This is a genomic window from Candidatus Afararchaeum irisae, assembly GCA_034190545.1.
GTDB classification, from domain to species: Archaea; Halobacteriota; Halobacteria; order Halobacteriales; family Afararchaeaceae; genus Afararchaeum; species Afararchaeum irisae.
Map to the genome: position 1 here is coordinate 20,223 of JAXIOF010000023.1, position 20,164 is coordinate 40,386.

A 20,164-nucleotide genomic window follows, 5' to 3' on the forward strand; every position below is an offset into this window, starting at 1 on the left:
AGGACAGATATACGACAGATGAGTCTAGACTCTTCGTCTTCCGACGACGAGGTCGACCTCGACCTCGAAGAGGCTTCGTCTCTGATCCACGGTGTTATCGAGAACCTCCACGAGGTGATCGTAGGACACGACGGCGCTGTCCGTCATCTCGTGACGGCTGTTCTCTCGGGTGGACATCTCCTGATAGAGGACGTCCCCGGGGTCGGAAAGACGGTTCTCGCACGTTCTTTCGCCGAGTCGTTCGACGTCTCCTTCGGTCGAGTCCAGTTCACCCCTGACATACGTCCGACCGACATCACGGGGGTCAACGTCTACAACCAGAAGACGAACGACTTCGAGTTCCGTCCGGGACCTGTCTTCGCCAACATACTCCTGGGCGACGAGATAAACCGCGCGCCACCCAGGTCACAAGCCGCGCTCCTTGAAGCGATGGAGGAAAAACAGGTAACTGTCGACGGTGAGACACGTTCGGTTCCGTCGCCTTTTACCGTGATAGCCACACAGAACTCGGTCGAGACCGACGACGTCTATGAGCTTCCTCTCGCCCAGATAGACCGTTTCACGAAGAAGATACATCTCGGCTATCCCGACCCCGATGAGGAGACTGAGCTTCTCCGGAGAACCACGGGAGACCATCCGTTAGACGACCTCGAAGCCGTCGCGACTCAAGAGGATCTCGTGAGTATGCGTGACTTCGTCTCCGAGGTCGAAGTCAGTGACTCAGTACGTGACTACATAACACGTCTGTCGGAGTACAGCCGCGAAGTCTCACGTATAGGCGCGAGCCCGCGGGCTTCTATCTCGCTCATGGAGTCGTCACAGGCACGTGCGGTTCTCAACCGCCGTGACTACGTCACGCCCAACGACGTCAAGGAAGAGGCACACGCCGTCTTGAGCCACAGAATCGTCGGCTCCGACTCCGATGGTGTGGTCTCAGACGCAGTCGAAGAGGTTTCGGTTCCGGTTACTGAGTAAGAATGCTCGGGGTTAGACTCACAAGACGCGGATGGGCAGCCCTCGGTGTCTTAGCCGTAGCTGAGGCGTCGGCTCTCGGATTCGGAGCGAGGTCACTCAACTACGTCGCCGCACCCCTCGGAGCCGTCTTTGTCGTGAGCGGTCTACGTGTGGCGAGGCTAAGCCGAAGCGACTTCGGAGTCTCAGTAGAGGCTCCCGAGACAGTCTTCGAGGACGACGAAGCCGAGATCACTGTCGTCGTCGAGTCGGAGACCGAGGCTAAAGCCAGACTAGACGTGGATCTTCAGACGGGCAGAGACAGCCGTGTCAGTCTGACCGACTCTGTCTTTCTGAGGGAGGGAACCCACGACTTCCGCCGACACGTGAGTCTTCCGAGGGGAGTCTACGGATCGGTCTCCGTGGGTCTGAGACTCACCGACTACTTCGGTCTGTTTTACCGTACCGAGAGCTTCGTTTCGCAGACCGAGTTAGCAGTCGTACCCCGACCCTACGTCCTGAGGTCTTCGGCGGTTTTCGTCTCAGAGGGCGACGGTCTCCCGAGGGAGACGTCTCCGGACAGAGGCAGTGACACAGTCAGAGCCTACGAGGTCGGAGACCCTCTCAAGGACGTCGACTGGAGACTGAGTGCTGGCTCCGTCGACGGTCTCCTCGTACGTGACTACGTCTCGGCGTCGGAGTCTGACTCAGAAGACACCGAAGCCGTGGTGTCTGTCTCAGTCCCTGAGACCACGAGACGTGAGACAGCCGACGAGGCTGCGAGAGCCGCCGCGAGCCTACTCCTTCTTCTGTCGAAGAGAGGCTATGAAGTCGGTCTGAGAACCTCGCGTAAGACTACCGAAGCCGGCGACGCGAGCTTCGACTCGTTTCTCCGACATCTCGCAGCCGTAGGACTCTCGTATGGTGACGACAGAACGAGTCCCGACACGTCTGAGACCGAGGTTGACGACGAACGAGCCTCCGATCCTACTCTAACCGTAACCGTCGAGGACGACGCCTCCGAAGAGGTGGCTGTCATACACACACCGAACCAGAGCCACGTCTTCTCTGAGATAGCCGAGACGAAGGCAGGTCTCGACTACTCGGTCGGTAACAAGTCTTCGAGAGGTGATTTAATCTGAAGACGCCCAAAGTCGGCATCCCTCGTCTTCTTGCGACAGCCGGGGCGGGTCTTTTAGTCTACTCCTTCTTCGAGACTCTGAGACGTATAGCTTCGGTGACGGGAACCTCGACAGTCTTCCTCGGCGTATCAGCCGCAGCCGTAGGACTCGGTGTCGGAGCCTCGTTCTCACGTCTGTCGGAGGTCGACACACGCCGACTCGGGGCTGTCGGAGTCGCCGTCTCGTCTGTCTCCGCCGCGGTCTATCTCACGACACTCCCTCCCGGTGTATTCAGTCTAAACCACTTAGTCTCCGACGCCGTCGGATTTGCGACGGGGAGTATGTCGGTTATGAGGATACTCAACGCCGGCGTCTGGTCGGTCTTCTTCGTCCCGATACCACTCTTCGTCTCAGTCTACCTCGTCCTCACGACGAGATACGTCGGAGCGACGGGAGTCGCGGGTGCCGTCCTTGGCTTCTTCGTCCTGACCGGAGACGCCGACTCGACTCTCGTACTCCTCGGAGTCGCGGGGGGTATAGCAGCCGTCGGATTCGGAGAGATCGACCGTCTAGCCGAGGATCAACGTCCTCCGAAGTCAGCGTATACGACTGTCCTCCTCACCCTATTAGTCGTCGCGGCGTCGCCTCTCGTAGTGACGGCTGTACCCGGCGACGAGACCGGAATACTCGGAGGAGATGGGGGAGGCGAAGGTGGTAGCGGCGGATCCGAGGTAAGCACGGGATTTGCGAAGGCGTCCGACACCTACGACATCTCCGAGGGGGTGGATCTCACGACACGTCGGATCTACACGGTCGAGTCGGAGAGAGTACCCGAGTACATGGTCGTCTCGGTCTACGACAGGTACTCGGGAGAGAGCTGGGTTAGGACACAGTCGGCTTCGGCATCGACTAGAGCACAGCCACCTCCCGAGGTAAGAGACTTTGTGACCCAGAGAGTAAACCTCAACTCGTCGGGTCTCGGGATACGACCCTCTGTCTACAAGCCCGTGGACGTTGAGGGCGGTCCTACTATCTCCCCCGACGGATACCTCGAAGCCTCCGAGACCCCCGAGACCTCCGAGACTGACACCGACACGTCTTACAGGGTCATAAGCGGCGTGGCTCCCGAAAACAGAAGGGTCGTAGAGGCACTGTCGTCCTCGTCCTCGTCCTCGTCCTCGGAGTATCCTCCCGAGATACGTGAGAGGTACCTCCAGACTCCCGAGACGGTACCCGAGAGACTCGTCGAGAAGACCTCCGAGATCACACGTGGCGACCCGACTGCGTACGCGAAGGCGGAGTCAGTTGAGGACTGGCTTGAGACCAACAAGGAGTACTCGTTACAGGTCGAGAGACCCAACTCGACACGCGGCGGAGTCGCTGACTCGTTTGTCTTCGGGATGGAGGAGGGATACTGTGTCTACTACGCGACTTCTATGACTGTCATGTTACGTACACAGGGGGTTCCCGCGAGATACGTCACGGGATACCTCCCGGGAGACTCGGTCGGCGAGAACACCTGGAGACAGAGAGGCGTCGACTCACACGCCTGGGTACAGGTCTACTTCCCCGACGTCGGCTGGGTCGACTTCGATCCCACTCCCTCGGCTCCGCGCGAGACACAAGAGGCTCTGATGGTTCCCGGGAGAACCCCTCCGCCGTCTACCGACATTCCGAGCCCAAACGGGACACAGACCGACAGTCGAACTCCGACAAACCAGACTAACACAACCGACTCCTCCGACCAGACGACTAACACGTCTACTTCTACTTCTTCCGAAAACACGACAGTCAGGGCGGGGTACAGTAACTCCGAATCCGACGCCTCTCTAGTCTCCGCCGTCTCTTCCACGATACCCGTCTCCTTATCCGAGGCTCTGTCTCTGGGAGTCTCTGCCGTCGTTCTCCATCTCACAGGTGTCTTCGGAGACGTAGCCAAGCGGCTCCGTCTGAGGCTTCAGATCACGTCGACACGGAGCCACGAAGCACGGTCGCGCACAGTCTCGACCGCAAGACGGCGTGCTGAGGCGGCTATCTCACGTAGACATGGTCGGAGACGGCGTGGCGAGACCTTCCGTGACTACGTCGAGAGGACTCTCGGGGAGGGCGAACTGTCCGGGCTTATAGAGGCACACGAGAGGTCAGCCTACTCCGACGGTGTCTCGGCTTCCGACGTTAAGGCGGCGGTAGACGACGCCGACTCTACAGTACGTCAGACTAAACGTCTCGGCTTCGCTGTCAGTCTCAGATCGCCTCTCGACTACATCCGGGACAAGTTACAAGTTAGTCAACTGTGATTCTCAGACGGGGTCTCTAAGACCCCAGGAAGGAGGGCACGTGGTGCCAATTCTTTGGCTCCACAACGACACAGACGCAGGGACTGAATAAATACTTTCTGTTAATTTTGACCTGAAAAAAGTAAGACGGACGTATGACAACTTAAACCTAAGCTTGATACTTCTGGGCATCGAATACGTGACATGGAACAGGAGACAGACGAGAGACGTCTGGATCTAATTGAGACTTCTACGACCGCCGACAGACCTCCGTCACACGACGCCTTCTCGCTCTCGGTCGCCTTCGACGACTCGGGTGACTTCGTTCTCGTCAGGAACTCTGACGACGACAGGGGATGGGAGATACCCGGCGGAAAGGTTGAGGACGGAGAGACCTACGCCGACGCGGCGGCGAGGGAGTTCGAGGAGGAGACGGGGCACGAACTCGTCGACCCCGATCCTTTCGCCGTCATAGAAGAGACCTACGACGTCGAGGGAGAAGACCACGTCGTCGAGGGAAGGGTCTTCGTCGGTGAGATGGGCGACGAGATGCGTGAGACCGACGACGAGGTCGACGCAGTCAAGCTTTTCGGCTCCCTACCCGACGACGACGATCTGACACATATTACCTTCACGTACTCGACCTTCGAGACCCTTGTCTCACTCGGACGCGAAGCCCGAGAGCGCAAGAACCATTAGACGCGCGACTCAGTCTGTAGTATGGCAGCCGATTTCGACAACGTAGAAGTACCAGAAGACGGAGAGGTCATACAGGTCGAGGACGAAGACCTCGTAGTCCCCGACAGTCCGATAGTTCCCTACATCACGGGAGACGGCATAGGACAGGACGTCTCGCCCGCTGCGAGGAAGGTTCTCGACGCCGCCGCCGAGGAGACGGGACGTGAGATACACTGGACCGAGATCTACGCCGGGGAGCGCGCCGAGGACGAGTATGGGGAGCTACTCCCCGACGAGACCTTCGATGCGATACGCCATTTCAAGGTCGCTCTCAAAGGACCCCTCACGACACCCGTCGGCGCGGGATTCCGCTCACTCAACGTCGCGATACGTAAGGGTCTCGACCTCTACGCCAACATACGTCCAGTCTACTACCTCGACGGAGTCCCCTCGCCCGTCAAGTCGCCCGAGGAGATGGACATGGTCGTCTTCAGGGAGGCTACCGAGGACGTCTACGCCGGAATCGAGTGGGAGGAGGGAACCGACGATGTCGACGACGTCAGGGAGTTCCTCAACGACGAGATGGACTGTGACATACCCGACGACGCCGGAATCGGTGTCAAGCCCATAAGCGAACACAAGACGAAGAGGCTCGTGAGGAAGTCGATAGAGTACGCGATAGACAGAGGCCGCGACTCGGTCACACTCGTCCACAAGGGCAACATAATGAAGTTCACCGAGGGTGCTTTCCGTGACTGGGGCTACGAACTCGCTGAGGACGAGTTCCCCGAGAAGGTCATCACAGAGGACGAGCTCTGGGACGAGTACGACGGCGAGAAGCCCGACGACAAGGTCGTCATAAAGGACAGGATAGCCGACAACATGCTCCAGCAGATTCTGACACGTACAGACGAGTACGACATACTCGCACTCCCCAACCTCAACGGCGACTACCTCTCGGACGCCGCCGCGGGACAGGTCGGAGGTCTCGGTGTCGCACCCGGTAGTAACATAGGCGACGTCTTAGGGGTCTTCGAGCCTGTCCACGGAAGCGCGCCGAAGTACGCCGGAGAGGACAAGGTCAACCCGACCGCGATGATACTCACGGGACGTATGATGCTCGAGGAGTTCGGCTGGGACGACGCCGCCGACCTCGTCAGGGACGCAGTCGAGGAGACGATACAGGACGGAACAGTTACCTACGACATCCACAGACAGATAGACGGCGGAGAGAAGGTCTCGACTAGTGAGTTCGCCGAACTCGTCGCCGAGAAGATAAGGTCTTAGCTCAGATTCGAGAGAGAGAGAGAAAGATGTGCTCGCCTATCGACCTCGACTCCGAGAGACGTAAGCTTAAGCTCGTGAAGGACGCCGGCACGAAGAGGTCTTTCAGGAACATGAAGGGACTCGACTGTCCGGCGTGTGGACGTGAGTTCGAGGTCGTGATGGAGTCGGAGGAGACGTGTAACTCGTTCAGCCCCGACAAGCCTTTCAGCTTCTGTGTCGTAAGAGGCGACGAGAGAATACAGCTTTACAGGCACTGATATGTCAGACGAATCCCGCGACCACGACCGTATTACCGACGACCTAGCCGAGGGCGTCCGTCTCTTCAACGAAGGCGAGTACTTCGAGGCTCACGAGGTCTGGGAGGACGAGTGGCACGGGGTCGTAGGTGACAACAAGAACTTCCTCCAGGGTCTGATACAGACCGCGGCGGTCTATGTCCATCTCACGAGAGGCAACCCCGAGGGGGTCAGGAGCCTCTCGACGAGTGCTCTGATATACCTCGAAGAGATACCGTCGACTTACAGAGGTATCGACGTCGACTACCTCCGGCGGATAAACCGCGAAGCTAAACGCAGAGCCCGTAGCTCCGAGAGAGACGGCACCGAGCTAATACTGAGGGAGCCCGAGCTGAGCCTTGACCTCGACACGGACAGGGACAGGGACAGGGATCAGTAGAGACACAGGCTGTATTCCCTCTCTCTGTGTCCTTTCTCGACTTCGACCCAGTTCTCGTTGAGGAGCCAGCCGAGAGCCTGAGAGACGTCCTCTGTATCCATACCCGTCTTCTGACTCAGCTCTTCTGACGTAGCCTTTTCGTCTCCGAGGGCTTCGATGACTTCCCTCACACAGCCGACCATATCTATATCTGACTCTACGGTTCCGTCCATCTCCCCCTCCGCCTCCGCGACACGTAGTATAGTTTCGAGGGCGACGTCCGACGAGACAGAGACCGAGTCTATACCCGTCTCGACGAGAAACTCAGCGTATCCTTCGTGGGTGCTCGGAGCGTCGCCACAGATTCCGGTGTGGAGACCCAGTATCTTCGCCTTCTCGACGAGCGACTTCACCGACCTCTTGACGGCGACGTCCCTCTCGTCGAAGAGCTCCGAGAGCCTGTCGCTGTTTCTGTCGACACCGAGTGTTAGCTGTGTCAGGTCGTTGGTTCCGACAGAGAAGCCGTCGAAGTTCTGCGCGAAGCCGTCGGCGGCGACGACGTTCGACGGAACCTCAGCCATGACGTAGATATCTATGTCGCCCTCGTCGAGACCGTACTCCCGCATCTTCTCACGTACCCTCTCGCCCTCCTCGACGGTTCGGCAGAAAGGAACCATCACCTTGAGGTTGTCGAGACCGAGGCTGTCTATCGCCCTCCTTATGGCTCTACATTCGAGTTCGAACGCCGCCGAGAACTCGTCGTCGTAGTAACGTGACGCCCCCCTGAATCCGAGCATCGGGTTCGACTCCTCGGTCTCGTACTCGTCTCCTCCTCTGAGCTCTGCGTACTCGTCCGACTTGAAGTCGCTGAGACGGAGTACGACGTTGTCGGGGTAGAACGCCGCTCCTATCTTCCCGACCCCCGACCTGAGAGACTCGACGTACTCGTCCTCTCTTCCCTCGTCCATCAGCTTGAGTGGATGTACGCCGACCTCCGACGAGATTATGAACTCCTCACGTGCGAGACCCACTCCGTCTACGGGAAGCTGTGCGACCTCGAACGCCTTAGACGGCACGCCTATGTTGACGAGAACCTCAGTATCTGTCTCCGGAATCTCGTCGAGTCTGTGTGTCTCGACCTCGAAGTCGAGAACCCCCGACCAGACCTTTCCCTCCGACTCCGAGGCGTCGACTGTGACCTCGTCGCCCGTCTCTATCACAGACGTACCGTCGTCGGTCCCTATCACAGCCGGAATACCGAGTTCGCGCGAGACTATCGCGGCGTGGGACGTCCTTCCACCCTTGTCTGTGACTATCGCCGCGGCTTTCTTCATTATGGGCTCCCAGTCGGGGTCTGTCCTCGAAGTAACCAGAACCTCGTCTTCACCGAACTCGTCGATCTCGTCCGGCGACTCTAAGACGCGTGCGACTCCCGCACCTATCCTCGACCCTACCGCGCTGCCTCTCGACAGGACCTCCGACTCGTCGCTGAGACGGTACTTCTCTACTACGTTCGGGTCACGCTCCGACTCGACAGTCTCGGGTCTCGCCTGTATCACGAAAACTTCGTCGGTGTCTCCGTCGAGTATCCATTCGACGTCCATGGGTCTGCCGTAATGCTCCTCGACACGCATTCCGTACTCTGCTACCTCTCTGACCCGTTCGTCGGAGACACAGAAAGACTCCGAGTCTTCGTCTGGCACTTCGACTCTGACGTTTTCTCCCCCGCGTCTCACGAGCTTCTCCTGCTTGTCGCCGAGCCTTCTCTCTATAATACCGAGGTTCTGCTTGAAGACTGTGAACTCGTCGGGGTTTATCTCCCCCTGTACGACGAGGTCACCGAAGCCGTAGCTCGCGTTTATGACGAGGGCGTTCTCGAAACCCGTGTCGGGGTCTATCGTGAAGGTCACTCCCGAGACCCCCTCACCTGCGTTCCCCATCTTCTGGACAGCGGCTGAGAGCTTGACTTCGAGATGGTCGAACCCCTTGTCCTCCCTGTACGAGATAGCCCTGTCAGTGAAGAGGGAGGCGTAACATCCCTTGACGCTCCCGACTACTTCTTCCGTCCCCGAGACGTTGAGAAAGGTCTCCTGCTGTCCCGCGAAAGAAGCCCCGGGGAGATCCTCCGCGGTCGCAGATGAACGCACGGCTACGCCGGGATTCTCGACTTCGACCCCGAGACGGTCACTGAGCTCGGAGTAAGACTCGGCTATCTCGTCGCGGAGGTCGTCCGGAATCTCGCCACCGAGTATGAGTGAACGTATCTTACTGCCACGTCTCCGGAGGTCGGCTGTGTCGTGGGTGTCGATTCCCGAGAGAGTCTCACGTATCTCGTCGTCTAGGTCGTTGTGTCTTATGTAGTCGTCGTAGGCTTCGGCGGTCGTCGCAAAACCCGGGAGAACGGGGACGTCGACCTCGTTTGCAAGGACTCCTAAGTTAGCACTTTTCCCTCCGACTGACGCCGTGTCACCCGACCCTATCTCGTCGAACCAGAGGACTCTGGACATGCGACTTACTCCCAGACGAAAGTATTTGAATCTGGCGTGCGAGTCAACTCTAACGTCTAAGAGCCGTAAGAGAAGCCACGGCTATGAAGGCGACAAAGACGACCAGAGACACGGTTAATGCGGTTGTGTCGCTCGGAAACACCCCGGAGATCGGATTCGTAACTGTCTCCGAAACATCTGAACCTGAGCCTGAACCTGAATCAGGGTCTGAACCGACTGACACCGACTCTGACTCTGAATCGGATGTCCCTGTGGTTATGGTCGCGTCGATCTGACTCAGACTCTCGACGTCGGGCGCGTTGACGATCTTTACTGTCTTTCCATCCTTCGTGACATGGAAAGCGTCGGCGAACTCGCCGTCGGGTATCACCCACGCCTCTCCGTGTCTCTCGGCTCCGTGTCCTTCGAGAACCTCTGTGTAGGCGTCGTAGAACTCGTCGGCGTCGCTCTCGGAGTCCCAGACAGTCTTCCAGACGTAACCGTTCCCGCCGCCGTCTGTCTTGTAGGGATAGACTCTGTCGTTGCCCCATCCCGCCGAGGCTCGGCTGACGTATCTGTAGATACCGTACTTGCGTGAGGGCTGTCTGAAGTCCGATGTGTTGGTGGCTTCGACTCCGTACTTGTAGCTCTGGTACCAGAACATATTGTGGATCGACGCCTCGCCGACTGTGTCGTAGCCGTGTTCGTAGAGACTCCAGTTACGTGACGACGTGTCGTTGAACTCGATCTCGGGGACGTCGTCTGAGCCACCGAGATGGAGATGTATGACCTCCTCAGTCGTCTCGGGTGGGTCGTCGTACCTTTCTTCGAGACGGCTCCATCTGTATCCATTCCTATCTCGGTCTTCGACGAGCGAGGCTACGTAGCCGGGATCGTCTGAGTAGGGCTCGTACATAGTCATCAGTACACCGAGGTTGACGTCTGACCCCGACCCCGACGTCGACGACGATCCGCCTTCGAGGCAGTTCCATCCGTCGCCGCATCTCTCCTCGTACCTGTACATGATGTAGTTCGCCTCGCCCTCTATGACAGCGTCCGACGCGAGCTGCTGATCCTGTGTGAGACGTGACGTGTTCCTGAACTCCTCAAGCTTGCCTCTCTGATCCTGGAGTGCGTGTACGAGTTCGTGTACGAGTGTCGACCCGTCTATCTTCGAGGCACCGCTCACGAGGAAGACGGTGTCGTTCTCGGGCGAGTAGTAGCCTATGACGTTCGAGTTGATGACGTCGTGTATCTCGTCGGTGACGTCGTCGTTCTCTCCGACTATGAAGAGGGCTTCCCAGACCTGGTTGTTCCAGTCGGAGAGAGTACTGTTTCTGTTACTATTACTGTTAGACCCTTTCTCCCTCTCCGACATCCTGTCGCGGTACTCCGACCGTGATATACTCCTCACGGGAATCTCCGAGTTAAACTCGACCCCGCGTATGTACTCGACACGTGCCATGCTACGTGAGACGAGAGCCTCCGCCTCGTCGTCGGAGAGTCCGTCTGAGGTGTTTATGTCGAGTCTGTCGTCATGGGAGTAGCCGTCTACTTCGCCTATCTCAGCGGATGCGGTCGGAACGAGACATAGGGACAGTACAACGACGAGAGAGACGAGGACGACGGAACGGTTGAGATGTGTCAAGATACCACCTGCCGAGTATACGTCCCGATGCCTCAAAACAGTACAGTACAGATACTTGTACCGGAAGGTAGTCACCATGGGAGTTCTACTTAACGTGTACACGTACTTAGATAGATTAGATGGCGCCGAAAATGCTTTAAAACTATTCCGAATACTAGAATTGATGTATCGAAACAGAGCTTTGATGCTCATAGCCACCAGAGGTGGTCATGATGACCTTGAACCGGCGTGAGTTCCTTGACCTCTCTCTATCTGTAGCCGGCACCACAGCCATTGCAGGCTGTACCTCTAAACTTCCCGCTGGCGACACTCACACTGGCTCTAACTCTATCGCCACTGTCACGGTTGACGGGACTCAACCCATACCTAACTCAGTCCCGGTTTCTTTTGAGGTTAGCGTTCCCCGTGCCACTGTCACCAAAGACGATACCGCACTCGTCCGCATCACAGTGACAAACACAGGCTCCGAAAAACAAAGCATTACAACAGGTGGATTTCCTTTTTTTAGTCTCCCAAATCGGATAAGTAAGGAGACCGATCCCGGACTCATATTAACCAGTTCTTACGAGAAATCCGTGCTCACCAAAAGATCCTCGGAAGCCATCCCTGAGGATACTCCTCGAAAGAACGGGAGGCCGTGCTGGAAGCTGAACGGAGTACCTGGAAATCCTTTCTTACTAAAGAAGTCAGTCGAGTTAGATCCAGGCAGTAGTCGACATATCGATCTTCAAGTTTGGGGTCATCCTCAAAACTCGGACTGCCTCCATACAGGAAATTATCATTTTCAAGAGTCATATAGCCTGTATATGTATGGTTCCGAGGAGGAGTTCAGTTCCTTTTCCTGGGGGTTCACCCTCAGACTGACAAAGAGCTAGTTGAACCAGAGACCTAGAGTATCGAGGATATGTCCAATTGCATTACCGCCAGTCCCGTCGTAGTCATCATCATGTAGTCTACGGCTCAAACCAAGGGGTAGTCCGGACTGCAGATCCAACAGATATGTGGTGGGGAAGGCAGGTCTTCGACTACTACCGTCAGTCGAGTTTGAGTTAGGTATGCTCGATCCTTGAAAGGTTATTCTCCAGACCGATGAACTTACAGTTACCACGCCTCGATAGATAACCAGACAAGAAATGACTCACGCCGCGCTCATAATACTCGACGGCTGGGGAATACGTGACGAGACTCAGGGGAACGCGGTCGCAAACGCCGAGACACCCAACTTCGACAGATGGAGACGCGAGGGAAGGTTCGGTCTTCTCACGACACACGGACCCTCTGTCGGTCTCACCGAGGGTCAGATGGGGAACTCCGAGGTCGGACATCTCAACATAGGCGCGGGTAGGATAGTCAGACAGCCCATAAAACGGATAGACGAGTCTATAGACGACGGCTCTTTCTTCGAGAACGAAGCTCTCGTCGATGCGGTCGAGTCGGGAGACCGTCTCCATCTCATGGGACTCGTGAGCGACGGCGGTGTACATTCGGCACAGAGACATCTCCACACCCTCTTAGAGATGGCACAGGATCACCGACGCGAGGCAGTCGTACACGCCTTCCTCGACGGACGTGACACTCCTCCGAAGAGTGCTCTCGGTTATATCGAGGAGTTAGAGGAGAAGGCGGACGAGACAGATGCGACGGTTGCGACGGTCTCGGGACGTTACTACGCGATGGACAGGGACGAGAGATGGGAACGCACGGGCATGGCTTACGACGCGATAGTCAGCCGCGAGGGAAGAGACGCCGAGACAGCCAGCGAGGCGGTCGAGGAAGCCTACGACAGGGGAGAGACAGACGAGTTCGTCGAGCCGACTGTCGTCGACGGTGCCCCCGCTCTCGAAGACGGTGACTCAGTTGTCTTCTTCAACTTCCGTGCCGACAGGGCGCGCCAGCTTACGCGTATGCTGAACGGCATAGACTCCGACGCTTGGGACACCCGGGAGTATCCATCTCTCGACCTCGACTTTACTACGATGACCGAGTACGACTCCGAGTACGGCTTAGACGTGGCTTTCGACCCCGTCGAGCCCGAGAACGTCTTAGGCGAAGTAGTCTCGGACGAGGGAATGACACAGATGCGGATAGCTGAGACCGAGAAGTACGCCCACGTGACCTACTTCCTCAACGGAGGCAGAGAGGAGACCTTCGACGGAGAGGAGCGCGTCATAGTTCCGAGCCCTGACGTCGAGACCTACGACGAGACACCCCGTATGAGTGCGCGTGAGGTCACCGACAAGGCACTCGAAGCCGTCGGAGAGTACGATCTCCTCATACTCAACTACGCCAACCCCGACATGGTGGGACACACGGGAGACTACGAAGCCGCAGTCGAGGCGTGTGAGTTCGTCGACATGTGCGCGGGAGAGCTCGTCGACGCTCTCGTAGAGGACGGAGCCGAGGTTATCGTGACAGCCGACCACGGAAACGCCGACGAGATGGGGACTCCCGACGACCCACATACCGCACATACCTTCAACCCCGCTCCCTTCATACAGATAGACGGAGACGGCGAGGTGGAGCGACGTGGGGAGCTTCGTGACATCGCTCCGAGCCTCCTCAAGCTACTCGGGACTGAGGCTCCTGATGAGATGACGGGCGACCCTCTCGTCTGAGTCTCAGCCGCCGAAACGCCGACAGTAAGCTTGATCTGTCTCTCGTAACGTCTATTCATTCGGTATGTCGAGACCCGAACATCCTCTCAAACAGAGGTTCGTCGTCGATACGTCGGCTTTCATGACCGACGAGATACGCAGGGAGGGGGAGAGCTTAGAGGACGCACTCACGCGTCTACTCGATCTCATAGCCGACGCCAAGCTCAAGCTCAACATTTCGTGTTACTTCCCGCCCTCGATCTACGACGAACTCGACGGCATGTTACGTGACAGGGATATCTCAGACGAGACCTACTCACGTCTCAACACGTGGGTCATAAAGAAGAACCCCGCGAGGTTCGAGGTCATGATTCCCGCCGAGATAGTCTATGGCTTCATAGACGAGATGAGCGACCGCGTCAACCGTGGTCTCCGTGTCTCGGAGGAGGCAGTGAGACGAGCCGAGAAGTCGAAGCCCGAGACTGTCGACGAACACGACTACATGACCGAGGTCGACAAGGTCGTCTCCGATCTCCGCGACAAGTACCGCGACACGCTCCGTCAGGGAGTCCTCGACTCGCGCGAGGACTTCGACCTCCTCATACTTGCGCGTGAACTCGACGCCGGAGTCGTGACAGAGGACGAGGGTATAATAAGATGGGCGAGTGACTTCGGTCTGCGTTACATGAGAGGACGTGAGTTTCCCGGACTCCTAGAGGAGTACCTCAAGGAGACACAGAACAGATAGTTAGTTGATCGAAAGTTTCTGTACTGTACTACTTTACTCTTCTAACCCTGGTAAGCGGCGTAGAGCGAGCAGTAACCTGTGGGGTTTATGTAGCCCTGGACGAGGGCACACGCGCCGTAGCCGTCGCCGTTCTTGTCGGGTATGTACTGGACACAGCCGTTACACTGCTGTCCAGAGCTTGGATGCGACTGGTAGCCCACAGCACTCTTTGCCTGGAGGACTTTGGGGTTTCTCTTGGTTCCACCCTGTGAGGTTGCAGTTCTCTCGGACTTTGGGACGGGACCAGTGTCGAACTGTTTCTGGGAGACGCCTTCGGGGAGTCCCGAGGTTCCGCCGCCGCTACTTCCGCCGGAGCTTCCTCCGGATTCGTTACCTCCTGTGCTTCCACTAGAGCCTCCACTGCTTCCGCCTCCGCCGTTTCCGCCTGTGTCTCCACCAGAGCCGCCGCCTCCACCGCCGCCTGTACAGCCGGCGAGTCCAGCTATCGATGTCGCTCCCGCAGCCTTCAGGAAGTCTCTTCTGTCCATGATCTACTAGGTCTGTACCACTAAATAGAAATATATCTTTCCCTTTCGGTCTGAATTTGTATATGTACTTAGGACGCTGCCTGAGCTACTAGCTCGTTCGTGTCGTCGGAGTAGCCGTCTAGTACCTGTCTGGCTCGGTCGTTTCCTATCTCTGAGAGCGACTTCGCCGCACTCACCCGAACCGACTCGTGTGTCTCTTCTTCTAAGAGGCGTTCGAGACCCTCGACTGCGTCCTCGTCGCCTATCTTTCCTAAGGCGTCTGAGGCTGCCTCTCTTAGGCGTACGGATTCGAGTTCGAGACTCTCGACGAGTGTCTCTGTGGCTCCCTCGTCACCGATCTCTCCGAGGGCGTCCGCCGCCTTCGCACGTACGTTGTCGGGGACATTGGCTTCAGGATCGAGGAGTTCCTGTAGCTTCTCGGACGCCTTCGGAGATCCTATACGAGCGAGTGCTTCTATCGCGTCGAGACGCATGTCGGCGTCGTCGACCTCATCGAGGAGACGGTCGACGGCGTCCGGGTCTCCTATCCTTCCGAGAGCCTCTATGACCTCTTCCCTCAGGAAGTTGGCTTCGAAGACGTCGAGCGACTCGACTAAGGGCTCTGTCTTCCCCTCGACCTTGAACCTCTTTATCCCGCTGAGCTCGGGAGGGAACTCGGTGAACTCGTTGTCGTAGAACCCGAGGTCGTCGAGTTCGTCGCGCGTCGACGGCGAGTCATTGTCACTGTCTGACATTGTCGGGTATACACGGTTACGTATCAAATATCTTTACTCTTGTCTTGCCACCACGGAGTCACTGTCGACGACGAGGTGGTAAGACTCGGGAACGTCCTCCGACTCGTTGGGATTGTAATGTACTAAGACGTCTTCGAGACGGAGTATCTCGCCGTAGTCGGCGTCTCGGAGGTAGGTGTTGAACTCCGTCTCCTGTCTGAGGACGGCATAATGCTCCGACTTCGCCGAGCCGTCACAGATCTTGTAGATCTCGGTTCCGTCGTTTTTGTCGCTGAGGTCGCCGCTCATCTTCTCCGCCGTGACACGTATCCGTCTTCCGACGTGTCCCGACATTTCGTCCATCATAGCCTCATCCGACCGTCGGGCGTCGTACGAACGCCGTGTTCTACCGTCCTTCCTCAGTATGAAGTGGGAGTACTTGACCTCGCTGCGGACGTAGGCGTCCCTGTCTCCGACATACGAACGCGCGAAGTCGGGGGGCTCGAAACCGACCGAGTCGAAGCTCCAGCATCTGCCTCCGCATTTCTCGTCCCAGAGATACGTACACGGACCGTAAACAGTGTACTCGTCGTGGAACTCGCGCTGTATCTCACGCAGCGGAACCGAGGTCTCTAGGTCGGCGGGATCGACTACGACGAGGCTCCCGTCTTCGGAGAGGTAATCGGTGTACTCCTCGAGGACACCGACAGGATCGTTTAGCTCGTTCACGACGTTGAAGAAGAGTATGAGGTCGTATCTCTCATCGGCTTCGGGAGAGAAAGACGAGGCTGTCCCCCTCTCGACACGTGTCCCGAAAGTAGTACGTGTTCCCGAGAGGAGACGTTCGAGGTACTCGGAGGCTCCCGAAGGTTCGACTCCTGTGTACTCGACCGCTGTTCGTGACGGAAGTAGGTCGTGGAGTCCGAGGGCGTTCGCGCCGACACCCGCGCCTACATCGAGGACGCGCATCCTGTCACTGAGAGGCAGGTCTGAGAGAACGTGTTTTGCCTCGACGTAGTAGGCGGGGAAGTGGTACGTGAGGTAAGCCAGACAGTCCTCTGCGGTGTACTCGACTCCTGAGCCGGGATAGCTTCCCCTGAGTGAGTCTATGTACCTCAGAAGCTGTCTCTCTGACCCCGACTCTGTCTCCTCTTCTAGTATCTCGACGACGCTCGACTCGACCCAGTCTGTCATCCCGGAGTCGAAACCCGCCTGTATTCCGTCGCCCTCGACCCTCGTGAAGACACCCTCGTCTGTCTCACCCACTGAGACGTCGTAGACGTTGTCGGATATTACCTCCCTAACCTCGTCGGGGTCGGCATCGAAGGAGAGGTAGTTGTCTATCTCCTCAGTCGTGAAGTCGTGTGCTTTCGCGGTGTAACACACCGTGTCGAGTATCTCGTCGCGCTCAGTCACGTCCTGATCTCGCCTCCGAGTCCTTCGACTGTCTCGACTACCGATCCGACGACCTCGTCGGGGTCGGCGTCGCCTATGATCTCGAGCCGCACCGTGTAGCTCACGGTTCCGTCGGGAACTCCTTCGCCGTCGTATACGTCGATTACCTCCGAGCCGACGACTTCGGCGTGGGAAGACTCCAGTACGTCTTCGAGAACATCAGGGTCGAGACGGCGTCCGAAGACGGTGCTGACGTCTCTCTCGTGTCTTTCGAGGCTTTCGAGCTTCCATCTCCTGAGCTCTTCGTCGGAGAGTAACTCGACGTTTCCGGTGTTTAGCTCGACCCTGCCGTCGTCCCCTTCGCCCTCGTCGAGATAGACCGTCTGTCCATCGATCTCCTCGACCACACCGACGTGAACCGTGTCGGAGTAGATATGCCGTAGACCCCTTTCGTCGCCCACGCTCTCGTGGAGCTCCTCGTACTCCCTGACCTTCGCGTCTATGAGCTTGTCGGAACGCCGGAGAGCACTCTTGGTGTCTCCGTAATGGCGCGCCGACTCGTGCATCAGGTCGACGAAGCCGTCGTGGTCGTCTTCCTCGACCAGACTCCTGAGTTCGCGCGCCGTCTCGACGAAGGCGTCGTGTACCTCGCCGACGGGCTGGTTCTGCTGTATGTCGGCGTAGAGATGGGGGTTCTGGTTGAGAATACGTCCTACGAAGTCGAGTGTTATCTCGTAGACTGGGGACATGAACCGTCTCGACTCGTCGACGTCGAACCTCAGACGTTCGAGGGTTCTTCCGACTGTGATGTAAGAGAAATGGGTCAGACCCTGGACTATGCTCATCATCCTGTCGTGTTCCTCAGCCGAGACGCGCTGTATGTTAGCCCCCGCGTCGTCGAAGAGCGAGATGACCTCCTTGGCTCTTTCCCCCGTACGTACCTCGACGAGTATGACTGTCTGTCCTCTCATCGAACGTACGCTCGGACCGTACATCGGATGTGTGCCGAGAACCTCGACGTCCTCCGACGTACTTTCACGCATAGCCTCGACGGGTTTCTTCTTGACGCTCGTGATGTCCATCAGGAGACCGTCCGACATACGCGGGGCGACCTCCTCGACGACGTCGACAGTCGACTCTATGGGTACTGAGACTACTACTAAGTCGAAGTCGTCGGCGCGTTCGAGACTCACGGAGTCCTCGGCGTCGGGGTCACTCACCGAGACGTCGTAGCCGCGTTCCTCGAAGAACTCCACGAACCACCTCCCCATCGCGCCCGCGCCGCCGACCACGAGAGTCTTCATGTATTAGAAGACGACAGAGACAGATAAAAGTCGAACGGTCTTGATACGTCTCACATGGAAGTAGCTCTGACAGTTGCGGGATCCGACTCGGGAGGCGGAGCCGGGATACAGGCAGACCTCAAGACGTTCGAGGCGAGAGGCGTCTTCGGAACTTCGGCTGTGACCAACCTCACAGCACAGAACACGGTTGGGGTCGACTCTGTCTATCCCGTGCCACCCGACGAAGTCGTCGCACAGATAGACTCAGTCGTCTCTGACTTCGACGTCGGAGCCGTGAAGACGGGTATGCTCGGGAGCCCCGAGATAATAGAGGCGGTCGCCGATAAGCTGAGACAGAACGACTTACCTCTCGTGGTCGATCCCGTGATGGTCGCACAGAGCGGTGACAGACTCTTAGACGAAGACGCCGAGGAGGTACTCAGACGTGAACTCGTCCCCGAGGCGAGCCTCGTCACACCCAACATACCCGAGGCTGAGGTACTCGCCGACGTCGAGGTTCACGACGAGAAGTCAATGGAGAGGGCGGCAAAGATAATCACCGAAAGCCTAGGAGCCGACGCGGCTCTCGTAAAGGGAGGACACTCCGAAACCGAGGCTGACGACAGGGAGATAGTCGACGTTCTGCGTCTCTCGAACTCACGTAAGTTCTACAAGGAGAGGCTCGAAACCGAGAAGACACACGGAACGGGCTGCGCGCTATCGTCGGCTGTGACCGCCGAACTCGCTAAAGGAGAGGATCTCCAGACTGCTGTTGCGAGGGGAGAGGAGTTCATCCACAGAGCGATAAGATACGGTCTAGAACTCGGTGAGGGAAACGGTCCCGTCCACCATATGTCGGGGTTACGCAACCGGGCGTCGGAGTTAGAGACCGTGGCGAAGGTCAGGGACGCCGTCGAGACATTCGAGTCAGAGGACATCTCTCGTGTCGTCCCTGAGGTGGGTACCAACTTCGCTGTCACGACTCCGTATGCCGTCTCGGTCGACGAGGTCGCAGCAGTAGAGGGACGTATCTCGCGGCTCTCTGACGGCGTCAAGGCGACGTCGGGAGCCTGGCTAGGAGCGTCAAGCCACGTCGCGCGTTTCCTCTTGGGAGTACGTGACTACGACGAGTCGGTCAACGCTGCCGCGAACCTGCGTCTCGACGACAGGATAGAGAAAGCCGTAGACAGTCTCAACTGGGACGTCGTCGAGTTCGACAGGTCGGAGGAGCCTGAAAGAATAAAGTCGACTGAGGGAAGTACGATGAGCTGGAGCGCGAAGGTCGTGATGGAGGGGCGCGGTGAGGCTCCCGACGCGGTTCTCGACAGGGGGGACGTCGGAAAGGAGAGTATGGTCAGACTCTTAGCTGACTCAGCCGACGAAGCCGTCGAGAGGGTACTCGAACTCGATGACGAGGCTGGGGTCTGACCGTCCACCTGATTCAGCGAGGGAGTCCCGCTGTTCACGGCGTTCACAAGACCTTCGGTCTTGTGGGCTCGGAAATCGAAGATTTCCGAACGTATGCAAATCAAAGATTTGCTTGCACGCTAATCAGAGATTAGCGAACGTTGACGAGAGCGAAGCTCTCGTCCGCACATCAGAATCGCTCTGCGATTCTGAGGACGTTGACGAGACGCCGTGCGTCTCGTTCGGCACACCAGAACGCTTCGCGTTCTGGGGACGTCACCCAGAATCCACAGGATTCTGGTTGCCCGCCAGACGCAGTCTGGCGAACGGGCGGGAATCGAGTAAGCTCTGAGGGGCAAACAACGTTCAACGATCCGACCTACTCCCCAAGTTTTT

The 20,164-nt window shown here is 57.7% G+C and carries 16 protein-coding genes; 10 read left to right on the forward strand and 6 right to left on the reverse strand.

What is annotated here, in order from left to right; genetic code table 11:
- The first annotated feature begins 18 nt into the window (after positions 1–18).
- The 7 genes from SV253_03135 (at position 19) to SV253_03165 (ending at position 6,988) form a co-directional block, all read left to right on the forward strand.
- Positions 19–975: a MoxR family ATPase gene (locus SV253_03135; GenBank protein MDY6775060.1), complete on the forward strand. Its 957-nt coding sequence runs from the start codon at positions 19–21 to the stop codon at positions 973–975.
- Positions 976–977: 2 nt separating this feature from the next.
- Positions 978–2,093: a DUF58 domain-containing protein gene (locus SV253_03140; protein MDY6775061.1), complete on the forward strand. Its 1,116-nt coding sequence runs from the start codon at positions 978–980 to the stop codon at positions 2,091–2,093.
- A gap of 95 nt (positions 2,094–2,188) precedes the next feature.
- Positions 2,189–4,369, forward strand: a complete 2,181-nt coding sequence (locus tag SV253_03145) for a transglutaminase-like domain-containing protein (protein ID MDY6775062.1) — start codon at positions 2,189–2,191, stop codon at positions 4,367–4,369.
- A 183-nt stretch (positions 4,370–4,552) separates the two neighbouring features.
- On the forward strand, positions 4,553–5,047 hold the full coding sequence (locus SV253_03150) for an NUDIX hydrolase (GenBank protein ID MDY6775063.1): 495 nt from the start codon (positions 4,553–4,555) through the stop codon (positions 5,045–5,047).
- 21 nt (positions 5,048–5,068) lie between these two features.
- Positions 5,069–6,313: an isocitrate dehydrogenase (NADP(+)) gene (gene icd, locus SV253_03155; GenBank protein ID MDY6775064.1), complete on the forward strand. Its 1,245-nt coding sequence runs from the start codon at positions 5,069–5,071 to the stop codon at positions 6,311–6,313.
- A 26-nt stretch (positions 6,314–6,339) separates the two neighbouring features.
- The gene (locus SV253_03160) at positions 6,340–6,570 is read left to right on the forward strand and encodes a flagella cluster protein (GenBank protein MDY6775065.1); all 231 of its coding nucleotides are present in this window, start codon (positions 6,340–6,342) and stop codon (positions 6,568–6,570) included.
- Position 6,571: 1 nt separating this feature from the next.
- Positions 6,572–6,988, forward strand: coding sequence for a DUF309 domain-containing protein (locus tag SV253_03165; GenBank protein ID MDY6775066.1), 417 nt, complete (start codon positions 6,572–6,574; stop codon positions 6,986–6,988).
- Here the strand turns inward: SV253_03165 and ppsA are convergent.
- The gene (ppsA, locus tag SV253_03170) at positions 6,982–9,474 is read right to left on the reverse strand and encodes a phosphoenolpyruvate synthase (GenBank protein MDY6775067.1); all 2,493 of its coding nucleotides are present in this window, start codon (positions 9,472–9,474) and stop codon (positions 6,982–6,984) included. The genes SV253_03165 and ppsA overlap by 7 nt on opposite strands.
- A 49-nt stretch (positions 9,475–9,523) precedes the next feature.
- A complete protein-coding gene (locus SV253_03175; protein MDY6775068.1) occupies positions 9,524–11,101 on the reverse strand; it encodes an Hvo_1808 family surface protein in 1,578 nt (525 codons plus the stop codon).
- A gap of 1,133 nt (positions 11,102–12,234) precedes the next feature.
- On the opposite strand from SV253_03175, the gene gpmI reads away from it, so the two are divergent.
- Both gpmI and SV253_03185 read left to right on the forward strand, forming a co-directional pair.
- The gene (gpmI, locus tag SV253_03180; protein ID MDY6775069.1) at positions 12,235–13,716 is read left to right on the forward strand and encodes a 2,3-bisphosphoglycerate-independent phosphoglycerate mutase; all 1,482 of its coding nucleotides are present in this window, start codon (positions 12,235–12,237) and stop codon (positions 13,714–13,716) included.
- A 64-nt stretch (positions 13,717–13,780) separates the two neighbouring features.
- Entirely contained in the window at positions 13,781–14,443 is a 663-nt protein-coding gene (locus SV253_03185) for an RNA ligase partner protein (protein MDY6775070.1), read from the forward strand.
- A 41-nt stretch (positions 14,444–14,484) separates the two neighbouring features.
- Here SV253_03185 and SV253_03190 read toward each other — a convergent pair whose 3' ends face one another.
- The 4 genes from SV253_03190 to SV253_03205 form a co-directional block, all read right to left on the reverse strand.
- On the reverse strand, positions 14,485–14,970 hold the full coding sequence (locus SV253_03190; protein ID MDY6775071.1) for a high-potential iron-sulfur protein: 486 nt from the start codon (positions 14,968–14,970) through the stop codon (positions 14,485–14,487).
- A 68-nt stretch (positions 14,971–15,038) separates the two neighbouring features.
- The gene (locus tag SV253_03195; protein MDY6775072.1) at positions 15,039–15,704 is read right to left on the reverse strand and encodes a HEAT repeat domain-containing protein; all 666 of its coding nucleotides are present in this window, start codon (positions 15,702–15,704) and stop codon (positions 15,039–15,041) included.
- Positions 15,705–15,737: 33 nt separating this feature from the next.
- Positions 15,738–17,099 carry a methyltransferase domain-containing protein gene (locus SV253_03200; GenBank protein ID MDY6775073.1) on the reverse strand — a complete coding sequence of 454 codons (1,362 nt, stop codon included), beginning with the start codon at positions 17,097–17,099 and terminating at the stop codon, positions 15,738–15,740.
- A complete protein-coding gene (locus SV253_03205; protein ID MDY6775074.1) occupies positions 17,096–18,382 on the reverse strand; it encodes a prephenate dehydrogenase in 1,287 nt (428 codons plus the stop codon). Before SV253_03205 ends, SV253_03200 begins: the two co-directional genes overlap by 4 nt.
- Before the next feature lie 54 nt (positions 18,383–18,436).
- On the opposite strand from SV253_03205, the gene thiD reads away from it, so the two are divergent.
- Positions 18,437–19,789, forward strand: a complete 1,353-nt coding sequence (gene thiD, locus SV253_03210; GenBank protein MDY6775075.1) for a bifunctional hydroxymethylpyrimidine kinase/phosphomethylpyrimidine kinase — start codon at positions 18,437–18,439, stop codon at positions 19,787–19,789.
- The last annotated feature ends 375 nt before the right edge of the window (positions 19,790–20,164 follow it).

Coding starts and splice junctions, on each gene's coding strand:
- SV253_03150 (MDY6775063.1), top strand. CDS start 4,553: ATGGAACAGGAGACAGACGAGAGACGTCTGGATCTAATTGAGACTTCT.
- SV253_03140 (MDY6775061.1), top strand. CDS start 978: ATGCTCGGGGTTAGACTCACAAGACGCGGATGGGCAGCCCTCGGTGTC.
- SV253_03185 (MDY6775070.1), top strand. CDS start 13,781: ATGTCGAGACCCGAACATCCTCTCAAACAGAGGTTCGTCGTCGATACG.
- SV253_03195 (MDY6775072.1), bottom strand. CDS start 15,704: ATGTCAGACAGTGACAATGACTCGCCGTCGACGCGCGACGAACTCGAC.
- thiD (MDY6775075.1), top strand. CDS start 18,437: ATGGAAGTAGCTCTGACAGTTGCGGGATCCGACTCGGGAGGCGGAGCC.
- SV253_03190 (MDY6775071.1), bottom strand. CDS start 14,970: ATGGACAGAAGAGACTTCCTGAAGGCTGCGGGAGCGACATCGATAGCT.
- SV253_03160 (MDY6775065.1), top strand. CDS start 6,340: ATGTGCTCGCCTATCGACCTCGACTCCGAGAGACGTAAGCTTAAGCTC.
- SV253_03205 (MDY6775074.1), bottom strand. CDS start 18,382: ATGAAGACTCTCGTGGTCGGCGGCGCGGGCGCGATGGGGAGGTGGTTC.
- gpmI (MDY6775069.1), top strand. CDS start 12,235: ATGACTCACGCCGCGCTCATAATACTCGACGGCTGGGGAATACGTGAC.
- SV253_03165 (MDY6775066.1), top strand. CDS start 6,572: ATGTCAGACGAATCCCGCGACCACGACCGTATTACCGACGACCTAGCC.
- ppsA (MDY6775067.1), bottom strand. CDS start 9,474: ATGTCCAGAGTCCTCTGGTTCGACGAGATAGGGTCGGGTGACACGGCG.
- icd (MDY6775064.1), top strand. CDS start 5,069: ATGGCAGCCGATTTCGACAACGTAGAAGTACCAGAAGACGGAGAGGTC.
- SV253_03135 (MDY6775060.1), top strand. CDS start 19: ATGAGTCTAGACTCTTCGTCTTCCGACGACGAGGTCGACCTCGACCTC.